This is a genomic window from uncultured Litoreibacter sp. (assembly GCF_947487515.1).
Classification (GTDB): domain Bacteria; phylum Pseudomonadota; class Alphaproteobacteria; order Rhodobacterales; family Rhodobacteraceae; genus Litoreibacter.
Genome location: NZ_CANKWO010000001.1, coordinates 563,018 through 583,742, shown reverse-complemented (window position 1 = coordinate 583,742; position 20,725 = coordinate 563,018). Strand labels below are relative to the sequence as shown.

The window sequence follows — 20,725 nt, the reverse complement described above, 5'->3', positions numbered from 1 at the left end:
CTGCGCGAAAGGGCTTATCTGATAAGTTGTGGCCGGTAGCGCAATTTGCGTTTTTCCTGCTGCGGGAGATGCCGGTTCAGGCGCTTGTTGATAAGCCCGAAAATACCGATGACGCACAGGGTCAGCAGGATGAAAAACCCTGCCAAAATGGGGTAGGGGACAAACGGGTTGAAGGTCTTATCGGCAAAATAGCTGGCGTAGTACAAAGCGTCTCCGCCTTGTTTGACGATTGGAAAGCCTGCGAAAAACACCAAGGTGGTTGCGTGGAACAAGAAGATCGCCTCGTTGGTGTAGGCGGGCCATGCAAGGCGCATCATGGTGGGCCAGATCACACGGCGAAAACGGGACCAACCGGTCATGCCATAGGCGTCTGCGGCTTCGACCTCGCCCTTGGGGACCGACCGCAGCGCGCCGTAGAAAATTTCGGCCGTATAGGCGGCAGTATTCAAGAACAGCACGATCAATGCCCCCGCCCAAGCCGAGGTCAACCAGCTAAACGCCCCCGTTGATTGCTTGAGGGTGAGGAACAAGAAATACGCGAGGAAAAACTGGATAAACAGGGGGGAGCCACGGAAAATCAAGATGAACCAATTGGCAGGGCGGCGGAGCCAGATGTTGTTTGAGGCCTTCGCGACTGCCACAGCATTGGCCAGTACAAATCCGGCAATCAACGCCAACAGTCCAAAATAGATGTTCCACAACATCCCAGAGCCGATCAGCGTGACCTGTTGGCAAATGGTGAAGTCATCACGTGGAAGCAGGCGTTCGCCATATCCCAGCGAGCGGAAAGCATAGGCCTGAACGGTGTCCCAACAGCTCATGACGCACCTCCCAAGGTGGCTTGGCCATGGGTGAGGCGTTTCATGATGCGCTCAAGCACGAATTCAGACAGTTTGGTGAAGGATAGGTAGAAGACCAAAAGCCCCAGAAAATACCACAAGCGCCAGTCACCATGGGGATAATCCGTAAAGCGCGGCGTTTTGGAACTTCCCAACTCGCGGGCCCAGTAGACAATGTCCTCGACACCCAGCAAAAACAGCAGCGGCGTCGCCTTGATCAGCACCATCCACAAGTTGGACAGCCCAGGCAGGGCATAGACCCACATCTGCGGCACGGTGATGCGGCGGAAGATTTGCGCGGGTGTCATGCCATAGGCTTGGGCGGTCTCGATTTGCCCCTTGGGCACCGCATTCATGGCCCCGAATAAGACATTTGCGGCAAAGGCTCCGAAGACGATGGCAAATGTCAGAACCGCCGTGAAAAATCCGTAAACCTCATGAACCCATTGGGGGGCGTCGCCCAAAGGCAGCTTTGCTGCTTGGCAGACCACGAAATCGTTGCCCTGGCGGATCGGTTGGTCCCAGTCAGGGCATAAGTACTGGTGGCGCATCCATTCAAAGCCCTGATCCAAGGCGATGACAAAGAACAAGAAAAAGGCGATGTCGGGCACTCCGCGAACGATGGCGATGTAGCCTTTGCCGAACCAGCGCATAGGAAGCACATTCGAGCGCGCGGCCATCGCCCCACCAAAGCCAAACATCAACGCCGCAGGGGCGGTGATCGCAAGCAAGATGAGGACGGTGCCGAAGGCCCAATACAGCCCCATGTGCTTGCCCGTTGTCAGGTAGCAGCTGAGCCAAGACAGGCCCTCTAAGGTGGTGGGATCGGTACAATAACTAAAGATGGGATGGCCAGTCGAGCGTCGGAATTAGGTATTTAGGAAGCAGTGATAAGGTGGAGCGATGTGCTCCACCTTTGATGTTTTAGAATGTCGCGGAGCCAGGCAGGTGCTTGGTGATCAGCGCGTTCAAAGAACCGTCGGCCTTCATGGACTGGATGGCTTTGTTGAACTTTTCTTTCAACTCCCCGTCGCTTTCGCGCACACCAAGTCCGATGCCGCCGCCCAACAGGATGTCTTCACCGATGAGGCTCAGGTCTGCCTCGGCTTCTGCCGCAGGCTCGAGGAATGCTTTGTCGGCCAGAACGGCATCAGCTTCGCCGTTTTTGACCGCAGCAACCGTTTCCTCTGGGCTTGCGAATTCGATCAGCGTGGCGCCTTCCATCGTGGCTACGTGGCTGGCTTGAATAGTGGAGGCCTGCGCCGCGATCACTGCGGTTTTCAGGTCAACGTCAGCAGACATTGCCAAATAGGCGGATGGATCGGGCTGCGTGTATGGATCGGTGAAGTCGATAACTTCGTCACGCTCTGCGGTGATGGACATGCCAGCGATGATTGTGTCGTAGTTGCCGGACACGAGGTTCGGGATGATGCTGTCCCATTCATTGGTGACCCATTCGCAGGTCAGCTCGGCGCGTTTGCACAGCTCGTCGCCCAGCTCGCGCTCAAAGCCGTCGACTTCGCCAGCGTCATTGATGAAATTGTAGGGAGGATACGCGCCCTCTGTGCCCATGCGGATGGTTTTGCCGTGGCCGTCAGCCAATGCAAAACCTGCGGTCATCACCAAGGCGGTGGTGGAAAGGATCAGGTTTTTCATGTTGGTTTCTCCATAGTTATGCGTTGTAGCTAAAGTTTATGCGGGAACGGTTGCGCTCAGAAACTGCTGCAATCGTTCTGTCTTGGGCGCGCCGAATAATTCAGCTGGTGCGCCTTCTTCTTCAATCCGGCCTTGGTGCAGGAAGATCACATGATCGCTGACATCTGCTGCAAGGCGCATGTCGTGGGTGACGATCATCATCGTGCGCCCTTCGGCGGCGAGGTCCTTGATGACTTTTACCACCTCTTGCTCCAACTCGGGATCAAGGGCGGAGGTTGGCTCGTCAAACAGCAGCGCTTTGGGCTGCATGCATAATGCGCGCGCAATCGCGGCACGTTGTTGCTGGCCGCCGGACATTTGCGCGGGAAAGACGTCGCATTTGTCCCCGATGCCCACTTTGTCCAAAAGCGCGCGCGCCTGAGGTTCAACGACCGCGCGGTCCCTGCCCAGAACGGTGACAGGGGCCTCCATGACGTTTTGCAAGATGGTCATATGCGACCAAAGGTTGAACTGCTGAAACACCATGGAAAGATTCGTGCGAATGCGGGTGACCTGACGGGGATCCGCGGGCTGGCGGGCCAGCCCATCGCCTTTCCATTTGACCGGTTCGCCATCGAACAGCACCTCACCCTGCTGACTGTGTTCCAACAAATTGGCGCAGCGCAGAAGCGTCGATTTTCCTGACCCCGACGAGCCGATAAGCGTCACAACATCCCCTGCTTTCGCACTTACAGATACCCCTTTGAGCACCTCCAATGCGCCATAGGCTTTATGCAGGTCTTTGATTTCTAGGACGGGGGGGGTGTTGGCAGACACGTAAACTCTCAAATTGGGTAGCAGTGGTTTAATAGGGCCGAGATTCGCAGCATTTGCAATGGGAATTCGGAAAGTGACGCTAGGTTACTTTGCAGGTGGCGGGGGCGTCGCGATGTCCAGATAGGCTTGCGTTGGCAAGACCGTAACCCCCAAAAGGCCAAGGGTGTCTTTGTCTTCCTCGCTGAGGGCGCGGCTGGCCTGCCGCAGGGCATCTCGGATCAAAATTGGCGACACCGATCGGGCACAAATATAGGGCAGTGCTGGTGTCGGTGCCGTTTTTTCGATCACACAAAGATCGGAGGCGAAATCGTCCCATTTGCAAATCATCTGCCACGTCAGCGCATCGATGGCCGCTATGTCGGCCTGTCTGTCTGCCACGGCCTGCGCGGAGGCACGATGCGCCCCGCTTTGCATAAGCGCGCCCAGCTGTAGTCCGGCCCCCGACATATGCGCATATAGGGCGGCCCAGCCGCTTTGCGACATCGGCTCGTTATAGGCGGCGGTGGCAAAATTGAAGTCGGTCAATGGGGCGCCCGCGCGGCTTTTATGCGCGATGATGACCGAGTAATAGTGCCCAGTCGGGCAATCAAGGTTCAGAACAGGAGAGGCCGCAAGATGCACCCTGTCTGACAAAATCGCGCGGTAGGGGAAGCCGCATGTCTGCGACAAAACCAGATCGGGAGACTGCCAATGAGTCGTCAGATCGGCAATGTCGCGGGTCAGCCGGTCGGGGGCCAAATCGCCTAAGGCCGCACAAATTAAATGCCACAACCGGTCGTTCGCCTCAGCCGTCTCTGGACGGTCATACATGGGGAGGCTGGCGATCATGCCAGCCGTTGTTCGACCCGTTGGCGTGCCAAAGCGCTGTCGCGGTCATTGATGCCCAGAAGCGGTGCGATCAAACGCAGGGCGCCTTCTTCGTCGTGATCACGCTCGCCATCGGCGAGAACCAATTCCCAAAGGGCTTCTATGACCTCGATCCGGTCGTCCAGCTCTACGGCGTCTTTGATCGAGCGGGTGAACTTGATCGTGTCATGGGCCGTGTCTTCAATTTCTTCGCCCTCAACGCGCAGGGCGGCAGCCGTGGTGGCATCAAGGTCAGGGTAGTGACGGGCCAGTATCACATCGATTTTCGCCACTTCGGAGGTGGTGTAATCATCATTGGCACGGGCCACGCGAACCAGCAGGGCCGCAAGGGCAAGACGGGCGTCGCTGGCATCCAGCGGGGCGTCCTTGGCGGCGGTAAGCCGCTTGAAAAAATCAGCAATCATAGGGGTAAAGGACAGCTCAAAGAGGGCGGTGTCAACCAGCTAGGCCTCATAGCCTTCGACGATGACCAGATCGGCCTCGGATATCGGATTCCGGATCGCCAAGGCGGCCTGATAACCGGGGCTGTCATAGCACGCTTGTGCCGCCTCCAAAGATGGGAACTCGATGACAACGGTGCGCGACTTGGCAGCTCCTTCGCGGACCTCTTGTGCCCCGCCGCGGACGACAAAGCGGGCGCCAAATTCTTTGAACGGCGCTGCATTGGCAGCTTTATACTGCTCATAGACCTTCGGGTCAGAGACTTCGGCGTGGGCGATCCAATAGGCTTTGGGCATGATGGGGCTCTTTCCCTTGCTTACTTATATTGTGCGTCCAATTCGGTCGCGAGAACCTGTATCAGGGCTTCTTCTTCGGGGTGATCTATTCCGTCTGCGCGGGCGACATCCGCGAGCGCCTTAAGAAGTGCACGACGTTGCGCTGTGGGAATGTTGGAGTTGATCAACGCGATGAACTGGGCCGTGTCGGGGGCCGCTTTTTCCAAACGTTCGCAATCGGCACGCATTCTGGCCGCCTCGACCGAAGTCAGATCGAATTGTGAGGCCAAAACGCGATCAACAACACCGATTTCGGTCACGTGATAATTCTTGTCGGCCTTGGCCATACGCACCAACAACGCGCCCAATGACAATTCCGCCGTGGGGGTGGGCAGAGGCGGGGCCTCCGGGCTGGTGCGTTTGAACCATTTTTCGAACATGGGTTACACTAACCTTGAATTGTCCTTTGCTGCACGTACAAAATCGCGGAACAGCGGATGCGGGGCGAAGGGCTTGGATTTCAGCTCTGGGTGGAATTGCACACCGATGAACCACGGGTGGTCCTTCACTTCGACGATTTCTGGCAAGCTGCCGTCAGGAGACATCCCCGAGAAGATCAGGCCTTTGTCCTCCAGCGCGTCCTTGTATTTGGTGTCCACCTCATAGCGGTGGCGATGGCGTTCTTCGATGGCTGTGTCGCCGTAGATTTCCGCCACTTTGGAGCCCTTGGTCAATGTCGCGTTATAGGACCCAAGGCGCATGGTGCCGCCTTTGTCGTCGGTTTCCTTGCGTTTCACCTTATGGTTGCCCTGAACCCATTCTTTGAGGTGGTAAACCACTGGAGTAAAACGTTTCTTTCCGGCCTCATGGTCGAACTCTTCGGAGCCCGCATCCACCATGCCGGCCAAGTTGCGGGCTGCTTCGACAACGGCCATTTGCATGCCAAGGCAGATGCCCAGATAGGGGATGCCTTTTTCGCGGGCAAATTGCGCCGCTTTGATTTTGCCTTCGGTGCCGCGCTCGCCAAAGCCACCGGGAACCAGAATGGCGTGATAGCCTTCCAGATGCGGGGCTGCGTCTTCGCGGTCAAACACTTCGGCGTCGACCCATTCCACGCGGACCTTGACGCGATTGGCCATGCCGCCATGCATCAAAGCTTCCTTGATCGACTTATAGGCGTCTTCAAGTTGGATATATTTGCCCACGATGGCGACGCGCACTTCACCTTCATAGTTATGCACCCGATCGGACACATCTTCCCAAACGCCCAGCTTTGGCTTTGGCGCAGGAGAGATGCCAAAGGCGTTCAGCACGGCCGTGTCCAACCCTTCTTTGTGATAGGCCAGCGGCGCGTCGTAGATAGAGCCAAGGTCATAGGCTGCAATCACGCTATCGGGGCGCACGTTGCAGAACAGGGCCAGCTTCTCGCGCTCTTTCTCGGGGATAGGATGCTCGGAGCGACACACCAGAATGTCGGGGGCGATGCCGATAGATTGCAATTCTTTGACCGAGTGTTGCGTCGGTTTGGTTTTCAGCTCGCCCGAGGCCGCCAGATAAGGCAGCAACGTCAGATGCATGAACAGGCATTCCCCACGAGGACGTTCATGCGCGAATTGGCGGATGGCCTCAAAGAAGGGCAGGCCTTCGATGTCGCCAACGGTTCCACCAATTTCACACAGCATGAAATCGACCTCGTCGTCGCCCACATTCAGGAAATCTTTGATCTCGTTGGTGACATGCGGGATCACTTGAATGGTTTTCCCAAGGTAATCGCCGCGGCGCTCTTTTTCCAAAACGGTGGAATATACGCGCCCAGATGAGATGGAATCAGTATTGCGGGCTGCCACGCCGGTGAAGCGCTCGTAGTGACCAAGATCCAGATCGGTTTCCGCGCCGTCGTCGGTGACGAAAACTTCGCCATGCTCGAAAGGGCTCATCGTGCCGGGATCGACGTTCAGATAGGGGTCAAGTTTGCGTAAGCGCACCGAATAGCCGCGGGCCTGCAACAAGGCACCCAGTGCCGCTGAAGCCAAACCTTTGCCCAAGGAGGAAACAACCCCGCCGGTGATGAATACGTATCTTGCCATGGCTGGATCTGTCCCGTGTAACCTGAAATTATTGGTGCTTCAGAGCATGAAAATGCCCTTACTCACGGGATTTAAGACATAGAGGATTCGCGGCGCTCCCGCAACCGCGCGCCGCAACATAATGTGGGCGATTTCGCTTAACCGCCCATAATTAGTGAATTTTTGTTTTTACTCGTCGATGCGAGGTGGGGCCAATGGCGCATCACCGGTCGCAGGCAAGCTGGGCGGCAACAGCGCATCGCCAGCGGGGGCCGTGCTTTGCGCAGGGGCCGTGATCGCATCGCCGTCTAGCACCGATCCGGTGTTGGCGTTGCGTGCGGCAATCACGGTCAGGCTAATTGACGTGATGACAAATGCGATGCCGAAAACCCATGTCAGCTTGCCCAATGCAGTGATCGAGGGGCGCCCTGACGTGGTTCCGCCACCGCCGCCGCCGACACCCAGACCGCCGCCCTCAGAGCGTTGAACGAGCACAATACCGATCAGGCACAAAGCAATGATCAAGTGGACGGTGAGAATAATGTTTTCCATGGGGCAGTGGCCTATGACGCAATTGTTCCGGTGGTATGTAGTAGGGGCGGCGTCACGGCGCAACCCGCCATTTGTGACTTCCCCCCACGAAGAAGCGCTTGTATACGGGCGCGGGTTTAATCTCCGGGACAAGGAATTCAGCATGGCCAATGTGGTAGTTGTCGGCGCTCAATGGGGCGACGAAGGCAAAGGCAAGATCGTGGACTGGTTGTCGGAGCGCGCAGATGTCATCGCGCGCTTCCAAGGCGGTCACAACGCAGGCCATACGCTGGTCATTGATGGCAAGGTCTACAAATTGTCGCTTCTGCCCTCTGGCATTGTGCGCGGCGGCAAATTGTCGGTCATTGGAAACGGCGTTGTGCTGGACCCTTGGCACTTGGAAAAAGAGATCGCTTTGCTGCAAGGCCAAGGGGTCGAGATCAACGCTGACAACTTGATGATTGCGGAAAATACGCCGCTGATCCTGCCGGTGCACGGCGAATTGGATCGCGCCCGAGAAGAAGCCGCGAATCCCGGCACCAAGATTGGCACCACCGGTCGCGGAATCGGACCTGCCTATGAAGATAAAGTGGGACGCCGCGCCATTCGCGTTGCTGATTTGGCCGATCGTGAAACGCTGGAAACCCGCGTTGACCGCCTGTTGGAGCATCACGACACCCTGCGTCGTGGCATGGGGTTAGATCCCGTTGACCGCGCGGCCCTGATCGCCCAGCTGGAAGCCATCGCACCCTCCGTGCTGCAATTTGCGGCTCCCGTGTGGAAAGTGCTGGCTGAGAAGCGCAAAGCCGGCAAGCGCATCTTGTTTGAAGGCGCGCAAGGCGCGTTGCTGGATATCGACTTCGGCACATACCCCTTTGTGACCTCTTCCAATGTGATCGCAGGTCAGGCCGCTACGGGCTCCGGCATGGGGCCAGGCGCGATTGATTTCGTCCTCGGCATCGTCAAAGCCTATACAACCCGCGTGGGCGAGGGTCCTTTCCCTTGTGAATTGCAAGACGACGACGGCCAGCGCTTGGGTGAGCGGGGCCATGAATTTGGCACGGTAACAGGCCGTCAACGCCGTTGCGGCTGGTTTGACGCGGTTCTGGTGCGCCAAACATGCGCCACGTCTGGCGTATCGGGCATTGCCTTCACCAAATTGGATGTGTTGGACGGCTTTGAAGAGCTGAAAATCTGCGTCGGCTACGAGCTGGACGGCGAACGCATCGACTATCTGCCAACCGCGTCGAGCCATCAGGCCCGTTGCAAGCCGATCTACGAGACCATGCCGGGGTGGTCCCAGTCCACCGAAGGCGCGCGGTCTTGGGCGGATCTACCTGCGGAGGCGATTAAATACGTCCGCCGCGTTGAGGAGCTGATCGATTGCCCTGTGGCCTTGCTGTCGACCTCGCCAGAGCGCGACGACACCATTCTTGTCACTGATCCGTTTTCGGACTGATCGCGATGGCCCTAAGTTACAAAGCACGCCGCCGTTGGGCGCTGGTGATCCTGATCATCGGTTTGCCGCTTTATATTGCGGTGGCGTGGTCTATCTTGGGGACGCTGGAGCGCCCGCATGTGCTGCTTGAAATCGCGATTTACGTGGTCTTGGGCTTTGTGTGGGCCTTGCCGTTTAAGTTCATCTTCAAAGGGATCGGTCAGGCTGATCCCGATGCGGACGAATGATAGGGCGCTGAAAACGATCTACCGGAGCGGGATTTAGCCGCAACGCCAAGGGCTGTTTGTTGCGTTTACGCGCCTTTGAACAGGGAATTTAGCACGTCGTTAACTTTGCTTTTGTTAACTCCGGACATGCTGAAGACTTTGTCTCTGATTTTCCCTGTTTTGCTGCCGTCTTGGCGGTTTTTTCAAACGGTTGAAGCCTCGCCACGCGTTCAATGGGCGTGGGTCGAGCCAAGCGGTGGTTCATCGCAGGCTTGGTCTGATTTTCGCCCAGTCCCCCAGAAAATCGATCCGTGGCGGATGCTTGTCAGCTTGTTTTGGAACCCGATGCGCAACGAATCTTTGTTCGTGATGAGTTGCGCCGAGCGAATTGCGCTGCACCCGACGCCCCACAGTATTGCGCAGATTCGCCACCGTGTGCGCGCTGACGTGAAGCAACTTACTGCACCGCGCATTAAAACGAATGTTCAGTTTCGCGTGGTGTTTGTGCAGGGGGAAGGCGCGGGGCAGTCGCAAGAAACAGTATTCACCTCCGATCCATTTCCATTGACCGAATTCGGCTGTCCATGACCTTTGACGACGCTCTTCGTGCAACGGAACTGCTGTTGGCTCTCGCGTTCTTGCAGCAAAGCGCCGAGCATGTGTTCGGGTCGCGTGTTGCGCCCAAGCTTTTCGCCATTCGCGGGGCCTTGAGCTTTTTGCTGCTGTTCGGTCTGCAAAGCCAATGGGTGCTGCTGGGATTATGCCTTCATAGCCTTGCGGTGCTTCATCGATTTCAAGGGCCTTACAACGGTGGCAGTGATCGAATGGGGCTTTTGGTGTTGTTTTGCCTTTGTTTGGCGCATTGGGCGCCAGATGGGCTTTGGGCGCAAGCTGCGTTCGGGTATCTGGCGGTGCAGGTTATGCTGTCATATTTTGTATCGGGGCAGGTCAAAATTGCGAACCCAGACTGGCGGGGCGGGCAGGCGCTGCGCGATGTTTTCGGGTTTTCTGCCTATCCGGTGACGGCTTCCCTTCGCGATCTTTCAAAGCGACCGCGGCTTTTGTGGTGGGCATCTTGGAGCGCCATGGTGTTCGAGGTTCTGTTTCCCATAAGCGTGCTGAACCCGACTGTGTTGGCCCTGTTTCTGGCCATTGCGTTTTGCTTTCATCTGGCCAACGCCTGCCTGTTTGGATTGAACCGCTTTGTGTGGTTTTGGCTGGCGTCTTACCCTTCGATTTTTTGGCTTCAGGGGCGCATTTTGGATGGCGCTTAGTAATGTTTTTGCACTTATTACAGGGGCTTAAACGCGAAACGAGGCGCGCATTTCTGCGCACCTCGTCCCGTGGTTGGTGCCCAGCCGGGAGCAGACCCGGCCAGCGGGCCTCTTAGGCATATTGTGAGCTCTTGGAGAGCGTAAATTTGCCGTTGTCGGTTTTGACCAGCTTGCCGGTCCGAAGCAGAGTGCCAAAGGCGCGCAAGCCATCTTCGCGCGAAGGCGCTTCGGGGCCAGAGATCGTTGCCAGCTTGCGCATCAGCATCGGGCGCGTGAAGTGCTCCGCTTGCTCGATTTCCACGTAGAAGGCGGCGGCTGCTTCCAGAATGTCCGGAAGTTCCAATGCGCCAACTTTTGCCGCATATTCCGCGAAAGACATCTGGTCGTTTTCGACGAACAGGTTCTCTTCAGTTTCGAACTGTTCTTCCAACTCGTCTTGTAGTGCCAAATTGCCACGGGTCACGCGGCGCGGACGCACATCAACTGCAGGGGCGGAGGCTGCGACAGCTTCGGCGGCTTCCTCCACTTGGTCGATGCGTTGCTCGCTGATCAAGACCAGAGGCGACGGGCGGTCAGAACGGCTGCTGCCAGCGGTCGGGCGACCAGGGCGAACAACGCGGGCCAGATCGTCACGATACTGGTCCAGTTCTTCTTCTTCACGCTTGTCATTCGCATCTGCAATAGAGCGATCGGCTTTCGTTGCGGCAACGGCAGCTTTCAGGTGGGCGATGGAGGCACGGCGAACCGAGCTTTCATCATTCTCAAGGCGCGAGCTTGTTGTCGACATCAAGCGTTCGATTGCGTCGTCTTCAGCCATTGCGGCAAAAGATTTGGACTTGCGCTCAGCTTCGATGTCGGCTGGCTTTTCTGCTTCTGCTTCTGCTTCTGCTTCTGCTTCTGCTTCTGCTTCTGCTTCTGCTTCTGCTTCTGCTTCTGCTTCTGCTTCAACGGCTGTGTCGACTTCAGCATCTGCGTCCATCATCAAGGATTTCAAGACGTCTTCGTCATCCTTGTCGCCGTCCAGTTGGGCCAGCTCAGACACGTCTTGCTCCGTGGCAACGGCATCCTCTTCGAGGGAGCCAGTCAGGCGGGACAAAATGTCGTCTGCGTCTTGGTCTTGTGGTTCAGCTTCAACTACGGCTTCAACGTCCGCGACCGCTTCTTCCGCAACGGGTTCGTCAGTTGCTTCGATTGGGGAGGCGGCTTCGGCTTCCACTTGAGCCAGTTCCGCCATGAGTTCTGCTTCCATTTCTGGCGGCAACTCTGCCTCTTTCGCTGCCTGAGCAGCTTCCATATCGGCACGCGAAATCTTTTGAACAACGATGCGACGGCGCGGTTTGGTACGACGCAGGGCTTCTTCTTCCGCCTTTTCCGCATCGTCTTCATTTGAGATGTCAGCCTCTGCTTCGGCATCTGCTTTGGCCTGCGCTTCTGCTTCGGCGTCCGCTTTGGCTTGCGCTGCTGCTTCGGCGTCCGCTTTGGCTTGCGCTTCTGCTTCGGCGTCCGCTTTAGCCTGCGCCTCTGCTTCGGCGTCTGCCTTGGCTTGCGCTTCTGCTTCGGCATCTGCTTTAGCCTGCGCCTCTGCTTCGGCGTCTGCCTTGGCTTGCGCTTCTGCTTCGGCATCTGCTTTAGCCTGCGCTTCTGCTTCGGCGTCTGCTTTGGCCTGCGCTGCTGCTTCGGCGTCTGCTTTAGCTTGCGCTTCTGCTTCGGCGTCTGCTTTGGCCTGCGCTGCTGCTTCGGCTTCTGCTTTGGCCTGCGCTGCTGCTTCCGCGTCTGCTTTAGCTTGCGCTGCTGCTTCGGCGTCCGCTTTGGCTTGCGCCTCTGCTTCGGCATCTGCTTTAGCCTGCGCCTCTGCTTCTGCGTCCGCTTTAGCCTGTGCTTCTGCTTCGGCGTCTGCTTTAGCTTGTGCTTCCGCATCATCCTCGTCCGGCTCGTTCAGGCCAGCCATGATCGCGTCGATGGAGGCGTTATCCGCGCCTTCATCCCCAAGATCGATGGGGGTCTCAAACAAGGCGCTTGGAGCTTGGGCGTCAGCGTCATCGCTGTTGGCTTCGAACTCTTCGGCGTGTTGGTCTTCGCTGTAGGGCGCGGGGGCTGCGTTCTCCCGTGCGACAACTGCGCGGATGCGCTGCAATTTGTCGGCAACTGTATCGCCGGTATTTGCCTCTGGCATCGCGATGTTGGGGACTGCTTCCGCGCGCACCGGAGTAACCTGAGGGGCGACGGGGACTTTCGCAACAGATGTCATGACCTCAGCTTTCGGCGCCGGTGTCTGCTCCACCGCTACCTCTGCTTTGGGCAATTCAACTGCCAATGCCGGAGCAGGGGCCGCAACCTCGGGGGCGGACTCTGTCTGGCGCAGGATCACACCGTTCTCTGCCAGTTCGGCGGCAACGCGGCGCTGGATCGTGCTTTCTGCAATCTTATGCAGCATTTCTGTATCAGGCGTCGGAGGCTCCGCGCCAAAATAGCGGTCATCTGCCGCTAGATCACGGAAATACTCCGCAATCGCTTTCATCGTCGAGAACGGTTCGTCGAACCCCTCCAGAGTACATGAAAATGTCCCATATGAGACTGTTAAAATCTTACTATCACCAACCACGGTATACTCACTTTCTCCCACCACTGCGTAAAGCTAGCACTCTGAATTTCGCAAACGAAAACGAAATCCGTCTGGTTTTGACGTTTTATGCGTAGAAAACTTGCCGTTTGTTTCCAGTGTGTCCATTAATACACGCACTATGGCAGAAATTGTACACACCCCCTTATTTATGACACTTTTGGGTGGGGCTCCGACACATTTTAGACATGTAATTCAGTCGCTTAAGGTGGCACCGATTCTAGTTTGCGCCGATGGTGGAGCCGAGCTGGCGGTGGCGAATAACCTGAAACCCGAGGCTGTAATCGGCGACATGGACAGCCTCAGTCCGGATACGCGCGCCAAATTGGATGCGACCACAGTCTACCCCATAGCAGAGCAAGACAGCACCGACTTTGAGAAATGTCTCAGGTCAGTCGCGGCCCCTGCAATTTTGGCGCATGGCTTCACGGGGGGGCGGCTGGACCACGAATTGGCAGCCTGCACGGCCTTGGTGCGCCACCCAGAGCAGCGCTGCATTCTTATGGGGGAAGAAGACTTGTGCTTTCTGGCGCCGTCTTCCTTCTCGATTGACCTTCCGCACGGCACCCGCTTCTCGCTTTTTCCGATGGGGGAGGTCACGGGACGCAGTGAGGGCTTGAAGTATCCGATCGCGGGGCTTGCCATGGCCCCATGGACAAGGGGGGGGACGTCCAACGAAGTCACCGGCCCTGTGCGTTTGTCCTTTAACTCACGGTTAATGTTGGTTCTTTTGCCGGTCGAGCATATTGACGACGTGTTGCAAGCCTTGGTGCCAAAGGACTGAAAACCACTGGGTGAAACTGTCTTGCGACAGGGGTGCGACCAGCTGCAGGTATATTGCGCCCGTTCATGGGCAATTTTCACGGCTTTATGCCTCGCCCATCGCGCGTATAGCGCGTATAAGCACTGCGGACACCATATGAGGATGCATCTATGTCAGGCACGCTTTCCCCCATTGATAAAGCCAAGTTCGTCGCGGCGAAACGCGCGGTCGATTATGTGGAAGACGGTATGAAGGTTGGGCTTGGCACGGGCTCTACTGCGGCATGGATGGTGAAATGCTTGGGCGAATTGGTGCGCAACGACGGATTGAAGGTCACCGGAGTGGCCACATCCAAGCGCACGGCGGAGTTGGCGCAACAGGTCGGCGTCCCTATTGTGACGCTGGACGAGGCCAAATGGCTGGACCTGACCATCGATGGCGCGGATGAATATGACCATAACCTGAACCTGATAAAGGGCGGGGGCGGGGCCTTGCTGATCGAGAAGATCGTCGCCACGGCCTCTGACCAGATGATCGTGATCGCAGATCTGTCAAAGCAGGTCGAAACCCTTGGCGCCTTCGCGATGCCTGTAGAGGTGATCCCCTTTGGCTGGCAGACGACCAAGGCGTTGATTGAAGAAACATTGGTGAATCTGGATGTATTGGGGCGCAGCACCTCGCTCCGCATGAATGGCACCACGCCATTTGTCACCGATGAGGGCAACTTTATCCTAGATCTGCACCTGCGTCGGATCGGGAATCCGCGCCAGCTGTCTTTGGTGCTGAACCAAATTCCCGGCGTGGTTGAAAACGGGTTGTTCATTGATATCTGTGACGTAGTTGTGATTGGCAATGGCGACGGGTCTGTGGAAGTCCGCGACATTAACAATGGCACCGTCGAGCACGAGAAAATCGACGTGCAAGAAACGGACAACCTGTTTGTCGACATCGCAGATTAAGTAAGGACAGAACGCATGGAATTCGACTTTGACCTATTCGTTATTGGTGGCGGCTCTGGCGGTGTGCGGGCCGCGCGCGTCGCCGCCGCAGGCGGGGCCAAGGTCGGCTTGGCGGAAGAAAGCCGGTTGGGGGGCACCTGCGTGATCCGTGGCTGCGTGCCCAAAAAGCTGATGGTATTTGCCTCGGGCTACCGTGAAGCGATGGGCGAGGCGGTTGACTATGGCTGGGATGTCTCCATGGGAGAATTCGACTGGTCCAAGTTCTCGCCACGTTTAAACGGCGAATTGGACCGCCTTGAAGGCGTTTATCAAAAGTTGCTGACAAATTCCGGCGTGGAGACATTCGCCTCGCGCGCCACGATTGCAGATGCGCATACTGTGGCGCTGGCCGATGGCACCCGCAAAACTGCCAAACACATATTGGTGGCGACCGGCGGGCGTCCGGTGCGCCCCACCGAGGACTTCGACACCGATCTTGCCATGGTGTCCGACGACATCTTCCACATGGACAAACTGCCGAAATCGATATTGATCGTGGGCGGTGGCTTTATTGCCTGCGAATTTGCCTGCATCATGCATGGTCTGGGCGTAGAGGTGACCTTGTTCTACCGTGGCGCGCAAGTTCTGCGCGGCTTTGACGACGAGGCGCGCGGGTTGGTTGCTGATATGATGTCTGCACGTGGAATCACCATCAAAACCGGCACCAACATTGCCGACATGCAAAAGGCCAAAGCCGGCGTTTCGGTCACCGATACCCACGGCGATACATCCGAGTTCGAGGCCGTGCTATATGCCACCGGACGGGCCCCAAACACCGAAGGCTTGGGCTTGGAGAACGTTGACGTAGAAGTTGGCCGTCGTGGCGAGATCATCGTCGATGACTACAGCCAGACCGGCCAAGCTTCCATCTATGCGATTGGTGATGTGACCAACCGCGTGAACCTGACACCTGTTGCGATCCGCGAAGGCATGGCTTTCGTCGAGACAGTGTTCAATGGCAACCCAACGCCGGTTGACCACGAACTTATCCCGTCAGCCGTGTTCACGCAGCCCGAGTTGGGAACCGTGGGCATGTCCGAGGAAGAGGCCCGAGAAGCTGGCCCTGTCGACATCTATTCGACTTCGTTTAAGCCAATGCAGCAAAGCTTCATTGGTCGTGAAGATCGCGTGTTGATGAAATTGGTGGTTTGCAAGGACACGGACGTGGTGTTGGGCTGCCATATTGTGGCACCTGCGGCAGGTGAGATGATCCAACTGGCTGGCATTGCGGTGAAGATGAAGGCAACCAAAGCGCAGTTTGATCAGGTTTGCGCCGTGCACCCGACCATGTCGGAAGAGCTGGTTACAATGAAGACCCCTGTAAGAAGCGCTTGATTTCGGGGCCTTAAGGACCCACTTAAGACCAAGCTATAGAACGTAGACGAATTGATAAGAGGATAATGCTGCATGGCCGGTAACAATGGCGGACCTTGGGGCGGCGGTGGAAACCGCGGCGGAGGAGACGATCGAGGCGGGTCTAACGGCTCGAACAACAACGGCGGTGGCGGTGGCCGCAAGCCAAGCGGTGGCGAGATCCCCGAGATCGACGAGCTGATGAAAAAAGGCCAAGAGCAATTGCGCGTCCTGATGGGCGGTCGCGGTGGTGGCTCCAACAATGGCACTGGTGGCGGTGGCTCCGGATCTGGCGGTCTTGGGTTCACTAAGGGCACATTCGGACTGATTGCCATGGGCGCTGTGGCGCTTTGGCTGTTCAAGTCGTTCTACACGGTGAAGCCCGAAGAGCAGTCGGTTGAACTGTTCTTGGGTGAATATTCCGCAACCGGCGAATCCGGTTTGAACTTTGCGCCTTGGCCGCTGGTCACCGCGGAAGTGCAACCTGTGACCCGCGAGCAAACCGAAGACATCGGTTTGGGGGGGCGCGGCGAAAGCGGCTTGATGCTGACCACGGATGAAAACATCGTCGATGTAGACTTCCAAGTTGTTTGGAACATCAACGACTTAGCGAAGTTTCAATTCAACCTTGCCGAGCCACGCGAAACCATTCGCGCCGTGTCTGAATCGGCGATGCGTGAGGTCATTGCGCGCTCTGAACTGGCACCAATCTTGAACCGTGACCGTCAGGCAATTGCCGATACCACCCTTGAGTTGATTCAAACGACGATGGACCAATATGATTCCGGTGTGAATATCGTGCGTCTTAACCTTGATAAGGCCGACCCGCCGCGCGAAGTCATCGACAGCTTCCGCGAAGTGCAAGCCGCCGAGCAAAAGCGCGACACCCTACAGCGCCAAGCTGACACCTATGCCAACCGAGTTTTGGCGGGTGCCCGTGGTGAAGCTGCCCAGCTTCTGGAGCAAGCCGAAGCCTACCGCGCCCAGCAGGTCAACCAAGCCGAAGGTGAAGCCGCACGCTTCACAGCCGTTTTGGAAGAATATGCGAAAGCACCAGAAGTGACGCGCAAACGCTTGTGGCTGGAGACCGTTGAACGGGTTTACGGCTCCACTGATAAAATCATTCTCGACAGCTCTTCCGAAGGCGGGCAGGGCGTTGTCCCATATCTGCCGCTCAATGAGTTGCGTCGCACGACCACCGGAGGGTCCAACTGATGACCAAAGGAACCATATCCCTAATCGCGCTGTTTGGCGCGGTATTCGTGATCCTGTCCTCGGTGTTTATCGTCGACGAGCGCGAGAAAGCGTTAGTGCTCCAGTTCGGCCAGATCAAATCGGTCAAGGAAGAACCAGGCCTCTACTTCAAAGTGCCTTTGCTGCAAGAAGTTGTCACCTATGACGACCGCATCTTGGCGCTGGACACCCAAGCCATCGAGGTCACCCCATCGGATGACCGTCGTTTGGTGGTGGATGCTTTCGCCCGCTACCGCATTTCAGACGTGGAGCAATTCCGCCAAGCTGTTGGTGTTGGGGGTTTACGTGCCGGTGACGCACTGCTGGAGAAAATCCTGAACCCCGTTATCCGGAGTGTTCTGGGCTCCGACGGCGTGACTTCGAACACCATTTTGTCGGCTGATCGCGCGTCCTTGATGACACGGATCACCAGTCAAGCCCGCGCCAAGGCGCGCTCCTTGGGGCTGGAAGTTGTCGATGTGCGTTTGAAGCAAACCAACCTGCCAGAGCAAAACCTAGACGCGACTTTCAACCGGATGCGTGCAGAGCGTGAACGTGAAGCCGCCGACGAGATTGCGCGTGGTGAGGAAGCCGCGTTGCGTGTGCGTGCCCAAGCTGACCGTACGGTGGTAGAGCTGGTGTCAGAGGCGCAGAAAACTGCGGATATCACCCGTGGTGAAGCCGATGCGCTTCGCAATGCGATCTTTGCCAAGGCCTATGGTGCGGATGCGGAGTTCTTCGAGTTCCGCCGCTCGCTGGATGCTTACGAGAACTCGATCAAGGGGAGCAACTCAACGCTGGTGATCAACCCTGACAGCCCGTTCTTTGACTACCTGAAGTCGGACGCAGGCGCGGCTGCCAACTGATGCTTATCCATATCGCATTGGCCTTAGGGCTTGTGCTTGTCGTTGAGGGGCTGGTGCTTGCACTGGCCCCTTCGCGTATGGAGGACATTGTGAAGGCTTTGGCAGATATACCACCCGAGACCCGTCGCGGGATGGGGCTTGCGGCCGTGGCGCTTGGGGTCTTCTTCGTCTGGATCGCAAAGGGCGCTTTCTAGACTTGGAAACACAGGGTTTGTGCCGCATAGTTGTGTTCTGAATTGATTAGAGACACCTATGATTAAGATGGCTTTTCGCTCTGTGTTTTGGGCCCATTCTACGGCAGCGGCCTGTTCCTTGTATTACGCGTGGCTTGTGTCGCAATCGGCCTATGTGAAGACCGGCCTGCAATTCGTTGCCCCGCTATTGGTCATCATGGTCGTTCACCTTTGCTGGGTTGCGGTACGCAATGGGCTGCCTCAAGGGTTTAGTGTGATTGTGTTCCGGCGCACGCTGCAATCGTCTTTTGCGATGGCCTGTGTGCTTGGGGTGGGCAGTGTGATTGCGCCGCAGCCTGCCGTGGCGTCAGATTCCAGGGCCGCCAGCGCATTGCTGATCGTCGTGTTTTGCGTTGCGATGATCGTGGCAGTTGTCGCCATTCTTGCGGCCATCGGATTCATATTGTTCAAAGGTGGGGCGGCTCTTCTTGACTTGTTTCGGCAAGGCGGGGACAGCGACCCCAAGAGCCGGTTCTTTGACTTTGGCAGCTTGGCTGTCGCCTTTGGGGTCCTCTGTGTTTGCAGCCTAGAGGGGCTGCCACATGCCTATTCCTTTTCGCAAACCAACCGCAGCGAGGCGTCGCATCTCGTTGCAGCCTCTCCAGCGCAGGTTTGGGCCACCTTGGAGCAGGCCACTCAGCCAAGTTTTCCCCTTCCGGAAGTCCTTCGTGTTTTTCCGCAGCCGGTAGAGGTCGTGATCGACGAGGGCGTGGCCCTAGGGGCGATGCGCAAGGTGAAATTCGAAGGGCGCGAAGGGCAGGGGTATTTGACCTTGCAAGTGGTCGAGCGCTCGGAGGACGCGGTGGTCTTCAAGGTGCTCTCCGACAGCAGCCCGTTTGCAACTTGGCTAAAACACCGGCATCTGACCTACCACGTTCAGGCAGAACCCCACGGCACAAGAGTATCCGTCAGCTTGGAATATGATCGCCTTCTTGCGCCGTCTTGGTTCTTCACACCGGTGACCAAAGGCGCGGCCTATCTGGCGATGGATGTGTTGGCGCGTGATGTTATGGCCCGCGCAGAAAGCTAGGAGAGGGGAACATGCAGTCCCGATGGATCGCGACAGAACGGGTGATCCCTGACCGCAGTACATCTGCGGTGGATGGGGTTGTCCGTGCTGATCGTGTGAAAGTGGTGTGGGTGTTGGGAAATGCGGTGGCGGGTCTGGCGGGGATCGTTTTGTTTGCGCAGCTTGATGCCTTTCTCGTCTTTTTGGTGCTTTGTGCCGTGACGATCTGCGCAGGGCATTCCGTGGGCATGCACAGGTTGCTCATACATCGCAGTTTCGAAACCCCGCGCGCCGTTGAATATGCGCTGGTCTGGTTGGGGGTGTTGGTGGGGATGGCTGGCCCCTTCGGGATGATCCGCGCCCATGACATGCGAGACTGGCACCAGCGCCAAACAAAATGCCCGCCGCATCCGTCCCATGATGCGGGGTTCTGGCGCGATGCGTGGTGGCAGATGTGCTGTGTCTATGACTTGAGTTCGCCCCCGACATTATTGATTGAAGAGGCCGTGGCACAAGACCGGTTTTACCGTTTCTTAGAGCGCACATGGATGGCGCAACAAATCCCTTTGGCCTTGGTGCTCTTCGCATTTGGTGGTTGGGCGTGGGTTCTTTGGGGCGTCTGTTTGCGGGTTTTTGTGTCGTTGTTTGGGCATTGGATGGTTGGGCATTTCGCCCATCGCGGCGGGCATCAAGCATGGCGGATCGAGGGGCTTCCGGTTCAAGGATACAACCTGCCGTGGTTGGGGCTGATTACATTTGGGGAAAATTGGCATGGCAATCATCACGCCTTTCCGCACTCAGCACTTTTGGGGGTGGAGAGAGGGCAGCTCGACCCCGGATACCAGCTGATCCGTGGCCTGTCGCGGGTTGGGTTGGCGGCAAATGTCAAACTGCCGGCATCAATGCCTGCACGCGAGGGGCTGCAGCGCAGCTAGGCCCTTGCAAAGGTAACGTGGTGTTAAGTTTTGTAACGCATTACAGCGTGAATTCGCCGACCTGCCTTGCGTTTGTCGGGAAGCCTGCTTGTGCTAGACTGACACAACTCTCACAGTGAGTTGAAGCATTGCGACATTACGGGTGGTTGATAACGCCTGCATGGACGCACAGATTATGTGCAGAGCGCGGCGTGACTTTAGGCAAGACCGCCGCCAAGCATAGGCAGAGTTCGCAAAGGAGCGAAAACGTGAAAGTAGATATTCTCACAAGGACAGACAGTCAGA

Annotated in this window: 23 protein-coding genes; 12 read left to right on the top strand and 11 right to left on the bottom strand. The window is 57.1% G+C overall.

Annotated features, from left to right (window positions below):
- Positions 1–14 precede the first annotated feature (14 nt).
- The 10 genes from Q0746_RS02820 to secG all read right to left on the bottom strand — a co-directional run bounded on the left by Q0746_RS02820 (position 15) and on the right by secG (position 7,512).
- Positions 15–821 (bottom strand): ABC transporter permease subunit, encoded by an 807-nt coding sequence (locus Q0746_RS02820; protein ID WP_298256983.1) that lies wholly within the window; start codon positions 819–821, stop codon positions 15–17.
- Positions 818–1,684: an ABC transporter permease subunit gene (locus Q0746_RS02815; protein WP_298258031.1), complete on the bottom strand. Its 867-nt coding sequence runs from the start codon at positions 1,682–1,684 to the stop codon at positions 818–820. The genes Q0746_RS02820 and Q0746_RS02815 overlap by 4 nt, the downstream gene beginning before the upstream one ends.
- Positions 1,685–1,763: 79 nt before the next feature.
- A complete protein-coding gene (locus Q0746_RS02810; protein WP_298256981.1) occupies positions 1,764–2,495 on the bottom strand; it encodes a transporter substrate-binding domain-containing protein in 732 nt (243 codons plus the stop codon).
- A 36-nt stretch (positions 2,496–2,531) separates the two neighbouring features.
- Positions 2,532–3,311: an ATP-binding cassette domain-containing protein gene (locus Q0746_RS02805; RefSeq protein ID WP_298256980.1), complete on the bottom strand. Its 780-nt coding sequence runs from the start codon at positions 3,309–3,311 to the stop codon at positions 2,532–2,534.
- An 84-nt stretch (positions 3,312–3,395) separates the two neighbouring features.
- Positions 3,396–4,121 (bottom strand): PhnD/SsuA/transferrin family substrate-binding protein, encoded by a 726-nt coding sequence (locus Q0746_RS02800; RefSeq protein ID WP_298256978.1) that lies wholly within the window; start codon positions 4,119–4,121, stop codon positions 3,396–3,398.
- Positions 4,122–4,135: 14 nt separating this feature from the next.
- Positions 4,136–4,582: a TerB family tellurite resistance protein gene (locus tag Q0746_RS02795; protein WP_298256976.1), complete on the bottom strand. Its 447-nt coding sequence runs from the start codon at positions 4,580–4,582 to the stop codon at positions 4,136–4,138.
- A gap of 39 nt (positions 4,583–4,621) precedes the next feature.
- Positions 4,622–4,915, bottom strand: a complete 294-nt coding sequence (locus Q0746_RS02790) for a DUF1330 domain-containing protein (RefSeq protein ID WP_298256974.1) — start codon at positions 4,913–4,915, stop codon at positions 4,622–4,624.
- Between the two features lie 20 nt (positions 4,916–4,935).
- Positions 4,936–5,334 (bottom strand): TerB family tellurite resistance protein, encoded by a 399-nt coding sequence (locus Q0746_RS02785; RefSeq protein ID WP_298256972.1) that lies wholly within the window; start codon positions 5,332–5,334, stop codon positions 4,936–4,938.
- Between the two features lie 3 nt (positions 5,335–5,337).
- Complete coding sequence (locus tag Q0746_RS02780) at positions 5,338–6,981, bottom strand: CTP synthase (RefSeq protein WP_298256970.1); 1,644 nt, start codon at positions 6,979–6,981, stop codon at positions 5,338–5,340.
- A 168-nt stretch (positions 6,982–7,149) separates the two neighbouring features.
- Positions 7,150–7,512 (bottom strand): preprotein translocase subunit SecG, encoded by a 363-nt coding sequence (secG, locus tag Q0746_RS02775; protein WP_298256968.1) that lies wholly within the window; start codon positions 7,510–7,512, stop codon positions 7,150–7,152.
- Positions 7,513–7,654: 142 nt separating this feature from the next.
- Between secG and Q0746_RS02770 the strand changes: the two genes are divergently transcribed.
- The 4 genes from Q0746_RS02770 (at position 7,655) to Q0746_RS02755 (ending at position 10,430) form a co-directional block, all read left to right on the top strand.
- The gene (locus Q0746_RS02770) at positions 7,655–8,950 is read left to right on the top strand and encodes an adenylosuccinate synthase (RefSeq protein WP_298256966.1); all 1,296 of its coding nucleotides are present in this window, start codon (positions 7,655–7,657) and stop codon (positions 8,948–8,950) included.
- A gap of 5 nt (positions 8,951–8,955) precedes the next feature.
- The gene (locus Q0746_RS02765; RefSeq protein ID WP_298256964.1) at positions 8,956–9,177 is read left to right on the top strand and encodes a DUF2842 domain-containing protein; all 222 of its coding nucleotides are present in this window, start codon (positions 8,956–8,958) and stop codon (positions 9,175–9,177) included.
- A gap of 138 nt (positions 9,178–9,315) precedes the next feature.
- On the top strand, positions 9,316–9,744 hold the full coding sequence (locus Q0746_RS02760) for a hypothetical protein (RefSeq protein WP_298256962.1): 429 nt from the start codon (positions 9,316–9,318) through the stop codon (positions 9,742–9,744).
- Positions 9,741–10,430: an HTTM domain-containing protein gene (locus tag Q0746_RS02755; RefSeq protein ID WP_298256960.1), complete on the top strand. Its 690-nt coding sequence runs from the start codon at positions 9,741–9,743 to the stop codon at positions 10,428–10,430. Before Q0746_RS02760 ends, Q0746_RS02755 begins: the two co-directional genes overlap by 4 nt.
- A 112-nt stretch (positions 10,431–10,542) precedes the next feature.
- Here Q0746_RS02755 and Q0746_RS02750 read toward each other — a convergent pair whose 3' ends face one another.
- Positions 10,543–12,948 carry a hypothetical protein gene (locus Q0746_RS02750; RefSeq protein ID WP_298256958.1) on the bottom strand — a complete coding sequence of 802 codons (2,406 nt, stop codon included), beginning with the start codon at positions 12,946–12,948 and terminating at the stop codon, positions 10,543–10,545.
- Positions 12,949–13,171: 223 nt separating this feature from the next.
- Between Q0746_RS02750 and Q0746_RS02745 the strand changes: the two genes are divergently transcribed.
- The 8 genes from Q0746_RS02745 to Q0746_RS02710 all read left to right on the top strand — a co-directional run bounded on the left by Q0746_RS02745 (position 13,172) and on the right by Q0746_RS02710 (position 20,440).
- A complete protein-coding gene (locus Q0746_RS02745; RefSeq protein ID WP_298256956.1) occupies positions 13,172–13,834 on the top strand; it encodes a thiamine diphosphokinase in 663 nt (220 codons plus the stop codon).
- A 149-nt stretch (positions 13,835–13,983) separates the two neighbouring features.
- Positions 13,984–14,772, top strand: coding sequence for a ribose-5-phosphate isomerase RpiA (rpiA, locus tag Q0746_RS02740; RefSeq protein WP_298256954.1), 789 nt, complete (start codon positions 13,984–13,986; stop codon positions 14,770–14,772).
- A gap of 15 nt (positions 14,773–14,787) precedes the next feature.
- Positions 14,788–16,146: a glutathione-disulfide reductase gene (gene gorA, locus Q0746_RS02735; RefSeq protein ID WP_298256952.1), complete on the top strand. Its 1,359-nt coding sequence runs from the start codon at positions 14,788–14,790 to the stop codon at positions 16,144–16,146.
- Positions 16,147–16,218: 72 nt separating this feature from the next.
- The gene (gene hflK / locus Q0746_RS02730) at positions 16,219–17,379 is read left to right on the top strand and encodes an FtsH protease activity modulator HflK (protein WP_298256950.1); all 1,161 of its coding nucleotides are present in this window, start codon (positions 16,219–16,221) and stop codon (positions 17,377–17,379) included.
- Complete coding sequence (locus Q0746_RS02725; protein WP_298256948.1) at positions 17,379–18,263, top strand: protease modulator HflC; 885 nt, start codon at positions 17,379–17,381, stop codon at positions 18,261–18,263. Before hflK ends, Q0746_RS02725 begins: the two co-directional genes overlap by 1 nt.
- Positions 18,263–18,457: a DUF2065 family protein gene (locus tag Q0746_RS02720; protein WP_298256946.1), complete on the top strand. Its 195-nt coding sequence runs from the start codon at positions 18,263–18,265 to the stop codon at positions 18,455–18,457. The genes Q0746_RS02725 and Q0746_RS02720 overlap by 1 nt, the downstream gene beginning before the upstream one ends.
- Positions 18,458–18,515: 58 nt before the next feature.
- The gene (locus Q0746_RS02715) at positions 18,516–19,526 is read left to right on the top strand and encodes an SRPBCC family protein (protein WP_298256943.1); all 1,011 of its coding nucleotides are present in this window, start codon (positions 18,516–18,518) and stop codon (positions 19,524–19,526) included.
- Between the two features lie 11 nt (positions 19,527–19,537).
- The gene (locus tag Q0746_RS02710; RefSeq protein ID WP_298256942.1) at positions 19,538–20,440 is read left to right on the top strand and encodes an acyl-CoA desaturase; all 903 of its coding nucleotides are present in this window, start codon (positions 19,538–19,540) and stop codon (positions 20,438–20,440) included.
- Positions 20,441–20,725: the final 285 nt, after the last annotated feature.